9 protein-coding genes and 1 tRNA gene are annotated in these 9,019 nt (G+C 49.4%); 8 read left to right on the top strand and 2 right to left on the bottom strand.

Features of this window, described 5'->3' with window-relative positions:
• Positions 1-140: 140 nt before the first annotated feature.
• Together B4H10_RS00450 and B4H10_RS00445 are read right to left on the bottom strand one after the other, a co-directional pair.
• Positions 141-213 (bottom strand) — tRNA-Lys (locus tag B4H10_RS00450).
• Between the two features lie 179 nt (positions 214-392).
• Positions 393-1,295 carry a DMT family transporter gene (locus B4H10_RS00445; protein WP_292017980.1) on the bottom strand — a complete coding sequence of 301 codons (903 nt, stop codon included), beginning with the start codon at positions 1,293-1,295 and terminating at the stop codon, positions 393-395.
• Positions 1,296-1,514: 219 nt separating this feature from the next.
• Here B4H10_RS00445 and B4H10_RS00440 point away from each other — a divergent pair, with 219 nt between their 5' ends.
• From B4H10_RS00440 to B4H10_RS00405, 8 genes are all read left to right on the top strand, one after another.
• A complete protein-coding gene (locus B4H10_RS00440; protein WP_059077353.1) occupies positions 1,515-2,966 on the top strand; it encodes a nicotinate phosphoribosyltransferase in 1,452 nt (483 codons plus the stop codon).
• A 124-nt stretch (positions 2,967-3,090) separates the two neighbouring features.
• The gene (locus tag B4H10_RS00435) at positions 3,091-3,912 is read left to right on the top strand and encodes an ADP-ribosylglycohydrolase family protein (RefSeq protein ID WP_059077352.1); all 822 of its coding nucleotides are present in this window, start codon (positions 3,091-3,093) and stop codon (positions 3,910-3,912) included.
• The gene (gene larE, locus B4H10_RS00430) at positions 3,909-4,742 is read left to right on the top strand and encodes an ATP-dependent sacrificial sulfur transferase LarE (RefSeq protein ID WP_059077351.1); all 834 of its coding nucleotides are present in this window, start codon (positions 3,909-3,911) and stop codon (positions 4,740-4,742) included. The genes B4H10_RS00435 and larE overlap by 4 nt, the downstream gene beginning before the upstream one ends.
• On the top strand, positions 4,739-5,377 hold the full coding sequence (gene nth, locus B4H10_RS00425; RefSeq protein WP_059077350.1) for an endonuclease III: 639 nt from the start codon (positions 4,739-4,741) through the stop codon (positions 5,375-5,377). The genes larE and nth overlap by 4 nt, the downstream gene beginning before the upstream one ends.
• A 66-nt stretch (positions 5,378-5,443) precedes the next feature.
• Positions 5,444-6,232, top strand: coding sequence for an HD domain-containing protein (locus B4H10_RS00420; RefSeq protein ID WP_292017979.1), 789 nt, complete (start codon positions 5,444-5,446; stop codon positions 6,230-6,232).
• Positions 6,233-6,353: 121 nt separating this feature from the next.
• Positions 6,354-7,292 (top strand): NAD-dependent epimerase/dehydratase family protein, encoded by a 939-nt coding sequence (locus B4H10_RS00415; RefSeq protein ID WP_292017978.1) that lies wholly within the window; start codon positions 6,354-6,356, stop codon positions 7,290-7,292.
• Positions 7,293-7,458: 166 nt separating this feature from the next.
• A complete protein-coding gene (locus B4H10_RS00410) occupies positions 7,459-8,412 on the top strand; it encodes a 2-hydroxyacid dehydrogenase (RefSeq protein WP_349678329.1) in 954 nt (317 codons plus the stop codon).
• 91 nt (positions 8,413-8,503) lie between these two features.
• A complete protein-coding gene (locus B4H10_RS00405) occupies positions 8,504-8,998 on the top strand; it encodes a hypothetical protein (RefSeq protein WP_292017976.1) in 495 nt (164 codons plus the stop codon).
• Positions 8,999-9,019 lie beyond the last annotated feature (21 nt).

Here is a 9,019-nt window from a genome sequence, read left to right as displayed (position 1 = left end):
AACTTCTGTGTTCGGAATGGGAACAGGTGGACCCTCACCGTTAAAAACACCAACTGCATTTGGACAAACCAAATACTACACTATTCAATTCCCTTTGTCAAGTGGGATCTTGTCCGGGAGGACGTTTCCATCCTCCCGGATGGTACACCTTCAGGGACTCGAATCCTGGACACCCTGATTAAGAGTCAGGTGCTCTGCCAGCTGAGCTAATGGTCCATGCGATGTGTCTTCTTGCTGAGCACATTGATAATATTACACCAGTTGAAGAAAAAATGCAAGTCTTTTTTTTCGATTTATACAGATGCAACGAGATAAAGCCGATTTCATGTCACACAGGTCTGTATATACAGCTATACGGACCTGTGTGGCATGAAAAATCTGATGAGGACTATCTATTGCTCTTTTCTGTTCGGGTTAAACAGGATACGGCTGGGAATCTGGGCGGCAAAAATCCCGATAGACATGAGGATACATCCTGATAATTCCCGCAGAGTCATCGATTCACCGAGTATAAAGAATCCAGCAAGGGCACTGAAAATCATTTCACAGCTGAGAAGGAGTGAAGCTTCTGTAGGTGGCACGTGTTCCTGTCCGACAATCTGCAGGGTATAGCCGACACCGCTGGAAAAAATGCCGCAATAGAGGATGGGGATAGCCGATGCGGCAACGGCAGCCAGGGTCAGTGTTTCTCCCGCCAGGGGCATAGAAAGAAAGTTATAAATGCCACAGAATATGAATTGGCCTAAAGCTAGGTAGACGCCGCGATAATAGCGGACGAAGCGATCGACAATGAGGATGTGGAGAGCCCAGAAGAGGACGCCGGCCAGTTCCAGCACGTCGCCGATATTAAGTGGCTGGCTGTCACTGTGGAAGGCCAACAGGTACAGGCCGGCCAGAGCGGTCAGGCATCCTGCTATATGGGACAGACGCAGGGGATTGCGCAGGAACAGTCCGAGAATCGGGACGACGACGATGTATAAAGCAGTAATGAAGCCGGCTTTGCCCGCTGTCGTATAAAACATGCCTATCTGCTGCAGTGATGCGCCGGCATACAATACGAACCCGAGGATGGCACAAGCAGCCGGGAGTGACAAGTAGGAAGGAGGCGTGTCAAAATCCGGTGCCTGTTTACGACTGATCCACCAGACGACGGGCACAATGGAAAGGGCTCCGACCCAGAAGCGAATGCCATTGAAGGCAAAGGCACCGATCGTATCGGTGCTTACCCGTTGGGCGACAAAGGCACAACCCCAGAAAAACGTGGCGGTTAACAAGAAAAAACGGTCTTTTATCATGGTTATCCATTCCTTTTGAAAAATTTACAATATACGTATTATACCATATAGCGGCGTATTTATTTACTATAATTCTGCAAGTAGTTTTGTTCATATACGCCTACTACAAGATGACATGACAGGTGTAAATCATCAATGTAAAGAAAATGTCAACGAATCATTGGCATGGGGCTGAAATTTGATGTATAATAAGGTCAATATGATTGGGAGGCGAGAATATTGTATACAAATGCTTTGTTGACTGATCTTTATCAGCTGACAATGATGCAGGGACTGTATTTCGAAGGCAAACACAATCAGGCCTGCGTGTTTGACCGGTATTACCGGCATAATCCATTTAATGGGGGTTATACGGTAGTAGCCGGACTGGAACATCTCATTGACTATGTCAAGAATATCCATTTCAGTGATGATGATCTGGCTTATTTGAAGAGTACGGGGATTTTCGAAGATACCTTTCTGGATTATCTAAAACGATTCCATTTTACGGGGAGCATTTATGCTATGCCAGAAGGGACTGTCGCATTTCCGCAGGAAGTATTACTGCGTGTAGAAACGACAAAAGATGAATCCCTTTTACTGGAAACGTGCATGTCTATGATCATGAATCACGAAAGCCTGATTGCGACCAAGGCCCGCCGTGTCCGCTGTGTTGCTGGTGATGATACCCTGATGGAATTCGGCCTGCGCCGTGCCCAGGGGGCTTCTGCCGGTGTGTATGGTGCACGGTCTGCCATGATTGGCGGATTCAATGGCACGAGCAATATGCTTTCGGGAGCTAAATTTGGCATGCCTGTCATGGGGACGATGGCCCATAGCTGGGTCATGAGTTTTCCGACTGAACTGGAAGCATTCCGCACGTATGCCAAACATTATCCCAACAGTCTTATCCTCCTGGCCGATACGTATAATACACTGAAACAAGGGGTTCCCGATGCTATTACGGTATTCCGGGAAATGAAGGAAGCGGGAACACTGCCTTCTTTCTATGGCATCCGTCTGGACAGTGGTGATCTGGCATACCTTTCTAAAGAAGCGCATAAAATGTTCGCAGCAGCGGGATTCCCTGATGCCGTCATTGCCGCTTCCAATGATCTTGATGAAAACCTGATTGCTGAACTGAAGCTCCAGGGATGTGCTATCAGCTCCTGGGGAGTAGGGACTAATCTCATTACCGCCAAGGACAGCCCGTCGATGGGTGGCGTGTTTAAGATGGCTGGCCAATATGAAGGTGACAAGTTCATACCTAAAATCAAGATGAGCGATAATGCTGAAAAAATTTCCAATCCGGGCCGCAAGAATGTACTGCGCATTTACGATAAAACGACGGGCAAGATGAAGGCCGATATCATCATTCTCGAAGGAGAAACGATTGATCCGTCCAAAGATCTGCGCCTTTCCAGTGATAAGACGCCCTGGCGCTCCCGTATCATTCCGGCTGGTTCCTTTACGGTAAGAACGATGTTGCAGCCGGTGTTCGTCAAAGGCGAACTCGTCTATACGCCGCCGACGCTGAAGGATATCATGGCATATGCAGACCAGGAAATTGATACTTTGTGGCCGGAATACAAGCGACTTGTCAATCCGGAAACCATGTGGGTACAGCGCAGCACGCGCCTCTCTGAACTGCGTCATCAGATTCTGACAGAAGAAGCTGCTCATTTTCAATAATTAGAATCTGGTTCAAAAGCGTACAAACGGGGATAAAATCTCTCTTTGTATGCTTTTTTTTCTCCTATCCCCTGTGATATAATAAATACGATTCTAATTTCTTTACCGGTGAGGTGATCATCAAATGTGGGGAACAATTATCGGTGATATAGCCGGTTCTGTTTATGAAATGCCCGTAGATGGGGCTGCTTCCATCAAGACAAAAGACTTCCCGTTCTGGGGAACAGGCTGCCGGTTTACCGATGACACGGTGACAACGGTGGCGGTCGGACAGGCACTGATGGAAAGCCGGATGAAAGGACAGGCGGTTACGCCTCTACTCTGTCGGTATCTCCGCTATTGGTGCCGCCGGTTTCCCGGCGTCGGGTACGGGCCGCGTTTTATCCATTGGTATGAAAGTGATGACATGGGGCCTTATGGAAGCTGGGCCAATGGAGCCGCTATGCGCGTCGCTCCGGCAGGATGGCTGGCAGATACTCTGGCAGAAGCACAATATCTGGCAGAACTGTCGGCCGTAGTTACGCATAATACGGAAGAAGCTATCCAGGGGGCTGTGGCTGTTTCGTCGGCGATTTATCTGGCCCGTGCGGGCATCCGGCGCGATGACATACGTGTGTATCTCCAAGACCACTTTTATCCACTGGACCGCAGCCTCAATGAGATACGCCGGGATTATGGGTTTACTTCGCGGACATCCCGGAGCGTACCCGAAGCCATCGAAGCATTTCTCGAAAGCAGCGATTATGAAGATGCCGTCCGCAATGCTATTTCCCTCGGGGGAGATACGGATACACAGGCCGCCATAGCCGGCAGTATGGCCGAAGCATATTATGGCATACCGGAAAGGATGTGCCAGAAAGCGACATCCTATTTGCCAGCAGACATTCATCAACAGGTTGAGCGGCTGTATGCCTATATACATAACAGAAAGAGGGGGCTATCATGATAGAACCAGAAATGAAAGAACGATATGAAAAATTACGCGCTATATTAAAAGAAATGGGAAGCGTCGTCATCGGCTTTTCCGGCGGCGTAGACAGTACATTTTTGTCCTATACGGCGCACGATGTATTGGGGGACCAGGCCCTCGCTGTAACCGCCGTTTCACCGACGCTGCCGGAAAGCGAAGAACGGGATGCCCGTGATATGGCTGCCAGCATTGGTATCCGTCATCTCGTCGTCCATTCGACGGAATTTTCTGATCCGGAGTTTGTAAAAAATCCTAAGAACCGCTGCTATATCTGCAAGAAAATCCGTTTTACTGCATTGGTAAATCTGGCAAAACAGGAGGGCTTTCACTGGGTTGTTGATGGAGGGAATGTCGATGACCTGGGCGATTTCCGGCCGGGGATGAAAGCTCTGGAAGAAATGGCTGATGCCGTCCGCAGTCCGATGATAGAAGCGGGAATTACCAAAGCCGATATCCGGGCACTTTCGCAGGAACTGGGCCTCAGGACCTGGAATAAACAGAGTGCCGCCTGCCTGGCCAGCCGCATTCCTTATGGTGTGGAACTGACACCGCAGCGCCTTTCCATGATTGATAAAGCAGAACAATACATTGCGCCCTATATCACAGGGTCGCTGCGCGTCCGCTATCACGGCGATGTAGCACGCATCGAGGTGAGAGAAGATGAAATCCCGGCTATCCTGGCTCACCGCAAGGATATCGTACAGGCTTTGCGCCGTTGTGGATTTACCTATGTGTCGCTCGATCTGGGCGGTTACGAAATGGGAAGTCTCAATGAAGTAATTGAAACAGATGAGGAAGATAAATGAAAGTAACGAAACAAATCAAACAGGAAATGCTGCAGCGGTTTCAAGATCAATATGGCATCATGAAACCGGCTCTCCATTATACGTCGCCCTTTGAACTGATGATAGCCGTCATCCTGTCAGCCCAGTGTACGGATGAACGGGTCAATAAAGTAACAGCAGAAATGTTTCCTGCATACAATACGCCAGAAAAAATACTGACACTGGGCCTTGAGGGTCTGGAAGAAAAAATCCGTACCTGTGGGTTGTATCACAGCAAGGCAAAAAATATTCTGGCTAATTGTGCCATTCTTTGTGAACAATATCATGGAGAGGTACCGCACACATTTGATGAACTGGTCAAACTTCCCGGCGTGGGCCGCAAGACGGCCAACGTACTGGTAAGCATTTTATACGATACGCCGGCCATCGCCGTTGATACCCATGTATTCCGCGTGGCGAACCGGCTTCAGTTGGCCATTGGCAGTACGCCCCTTGAAGTGGAAAAAGGGCTTCAGAGGGCCATTCCCAAAGAGTGGTGGAGCCGGGCCCATCACTGGCTTATTTGGCATGGACGCCGTGTCTGCAAGGCGAGGAAACCACTTTGTGACCAGTGTTTCCTCCAAGATCTGTGCCCGGGAAAGGAACAGGGTAAATAAGATGGACCGGGGACAGGCTATGGACCAGACTTGTTTCAGACACAGCGATTATGAAGGAGCGGGAACATGAACATAGACCGCCATCGCGTCATCCAGCGCTTTACAGCATACGTTCAGAAATTTGATCATACCGATGCCGGCGTCGTGCTCAAATATGAGCATTCCATGCGGGTGAGCCGGATTATAGAGGATATTGCCCGTGGTATATCGTTGTCTGACGGGGATGTAAATCTTGCCTGGTGCATAGGGGTGCTCCATGATATCGGGCGGTTTGAACAGCTCCGGGAATATCATACCTTCATTGATTACCGCTCTGTAGACCATGCAAAATATGGCGCAAAGTACTTATTCGGCGAAGGCCATATCCGGGATTTCCTGACTGATGCGTCCGAAGACGACGTAATCCGGCTGGCCGTGGGACTGCACAACGTCTTTCAGCTCCCCTGTGAGCTCACACCCCGGCAGAGGCAGTTCTGCCAGCTAATCCGGGATGCCGATAAGATTGACATTTTCCGCGTCTATGCAACGCATCTGGAGAAACCGGATAATGTCTGGCATACCGATTTGTCCCGGCTGAAAGAGCAGCCCATATCGGATGCTGTCATGGCACAGGCCCGAAGGATGCGGACTATCCGTACAGAAGACAAAAAGACCCGCATGGATTTTTATGCAGGCGTACTCTGCCTATATTTTGAACTGTCATATGCTGTAAGCCGGGAACTGGTAAAGGAACAGGGCTATTATGAAAAACTCCTCCAATTCCATTCCCGCAATCGGCAGACAGAAACCCGGCTGGATGAAATCCGCAGTCTCGTAAAGTGCCTCGGAAATCAGCAGAATCAGGATGGTCTTTAAATAAATTTAAATTTTATTAACGCATATCCCATTTACGTTATAAGAGGTGTATAATAGAATTCGTAATGATAAAATATTGGTAATTTTATCAGATAATAAAACTGATATAAGGAAAAGGGATATGATGAAGCTTTTAGTGACAGGTGGGGCTGGTTTTATTGGCTCCCACGTATTGGAAAAACTTCATGCTATGGCAGACAGGCAGGTCGTAGTCTTTGACAATTTGACGAGTGGTTCACCCGATAATGTACCGCCGGGTATGGAACTGGTACGGGGAGATGTACGGGATACGGATTCCCTTGAAAGTTTGTTTGCCAGCCATGATTTTGATGCAGTTATCCATCTGGCTGCACAGACATTAGTGCCGACTTCCGTTGCCAATCCCGTGATGGATCTTCAGGTTAATCTGGAAGGAATCCTGCATATTCTGGAATGTTGCCGGACCTACCATGTACATCACGTGCTGTTTTCTTCCAGTGCTGCTGTGTACGGGGATAATCCGCATGTTCCTCTGGTGGAAACGGAACGGCTTATGCCTTCTTCGCCGTATGGGATTACGAAGATGACGACAGAACAGTATCTGCGGGTCTATCATGAACTGTACGGCCTTGATGCGACGGTCTTCCGCTTTGCCAACGTGTATGGCGAACGTCAGGGAGAAAAAGGAGAGGGCGGCGTAGTCAGCATTTTCTGCAAGCTCCTGGCGATGGGCAAGGCCATTACGGTATACGGCGACGGCAGGCAGACCCGGGATTTTGTCTATGCCGGGGATATAGCCGATGCCATCATACAAGCGTTGCCGCTCAAAGGATTTCACACGTTCAATGTATCGACGGGAAAAGAAACGAGCATCAATGATTTGATCCGCTGCTTTGAAGACGCTATCGGACACTCTGCCGACGTGCACTACACTAAAGCGCGTACGGGAGACATCCTTCGTTCCGTGCTGAGTCATGATGCATTGAAACAGGCATTGGGCATTGTTCCGGCTATGGAACTTCCAGAAGGGATACAAAAGACGTACGACTGGTATCAGAGCCAGCAATCAGAATGGAAATAGAAATGAACGACGGAGGCTGTTCCCAGAGGATGGCTTCCGTTTTTTTGCTTTGATTCTTTGTTTTTTATCTGCTTTGGGATACAATAATATTATGTAGTAGAAGTATACGGCAGCTGCATAGGAGAAATGCAGCATGATTCCAGCCGGTATAAAGGAGTGAATGATGATGAACCAACGTGTAGTCGTACTGAATGGTGCCAAGATGAATTATGATGGAAAACTGGACTTTTCTGTCCTGTCGCCTGATACGGTTGTCTATGATGACAGTCAGGCGGACGAAATTGTGGAACGGATTGACGGGGCGGCGGCCGTCATCACGAAGGAAATGCCCGTTCCGTCTGATATTATACAACGGTTTCCCGACAGCGTGAAACTCATCGTGGAAGCAGGGACGGGCTATAACAATATTGATGTAGAGGCAGCAAGAGAAAAAGGGATTACCGTATGCAATATCCCGGCCTACAGCACACAGCGCGTGGCCCACACGGCCATTATGCTTCTCCTGAATCTGGCATCGTCCATGAGAGAGCAGATGGCTATGCTGGCAAAGGGAGACCGGCGCAACTTTACGGAACATCTCATGGTGCCCCATGGAGAAGTCAATGGAAAAATACTGGGCATTATTGGAGCCGGTCATATTGGCAGGGAAGTCATGAACATAGCCATCGTTCTCGGAATGGAAGTCGTCGTGTATACGCGTACGCCCCGGCCGGATGAAAATCACATTACCTATACGAATCTGGAAACGGTTCTCCGGACCTGCGACTATCTATCTATTCACTGCCCTCTGACGGACAAGACGCGTCATCTTATCGATAAGGACGCCATAGCACTGATGAAACCATCAGCCTGCATCATCAATACGGCCCGCGGTGCCATCATTGATGAACCGGCACTCATAGAAGCCCTGCAGGAGCATCGTCTGGCGGGGGCAGGACTGGATGTGCAGGAAACGGAACCACCGGCAGCGGACAGCCCGCTTTATACGATGAACAATGTAATCCTCACACCTCATATGGGCTGGAAAGGCTTGGAAACGCGGCAGCGGCTGGTTCATATCATAGCCGATGACGTCCGTCATTTCTTCGATGGGAATCCTATCAATGTAGTTAGTCAATAAAATCGTTTCAGACAAGAACGTCGTTCCGGCGTTGAGGTCATAGAAAAATGCCTGCTTCTGACAAGACAGAAGCAGGCAGGGAGAACTGGATATGCAAGATCGTTGGAAAGTTTCGGTCCGGCTGGCATCGTTTCTGGCACTGGCGCTGGTATTGCAGAGTATCCGCCTGGTCGTGCCGCTGCCGGGACCGGTAAATATGTTTTTTATTGGCAGTCTGCTCAATGCAGTCATGATTCTGTCTATCTGGCAGACTCATTCGTACCGGGCTTGTATCATCGGTCTGATACTGCCTATGGGGGCATTTCTGCAGGGACAACTGCCACTGGTTTTCCTGATTCCTGTCATCGGTCTGGGCAATGCCTGCTTCATGGCCTGGGTATATCGCTTCCGCCGCAGCCGGGCTGCCCTTTTTGCCGGGCCGCTCGTGAAAGCGGGCATCCTCTATGGAGGTATAAACATCGTCCTCGCCATAGTGGCACTACCGGATGTAGTGGGGCAGACACTCAGCTTTATGATGAGCTGGCCTCAGATAGTAACGGGTTGTGTGGGAATCGTCCTGGCCGGTATCGTCTGGCGGCGGCTTTAGTATTTCATGGCTTCTTTTTTT

This window comes from Megasphaera sp. UBA4382, from assembly GCF_002391155.1.
GTDB classification, from domain to species: domain Bacteria; phylum Bacillota; class Negativicutes; order Veillonellales; family Megasphaeraceae; genus Megasphaera; species Megasphaera hexanoica.
The sequence above is the reverse complement of the archived record's forward strand: the minus strand, read 5'-3'. Positions and strand labels throughout refer to the sequence as shown.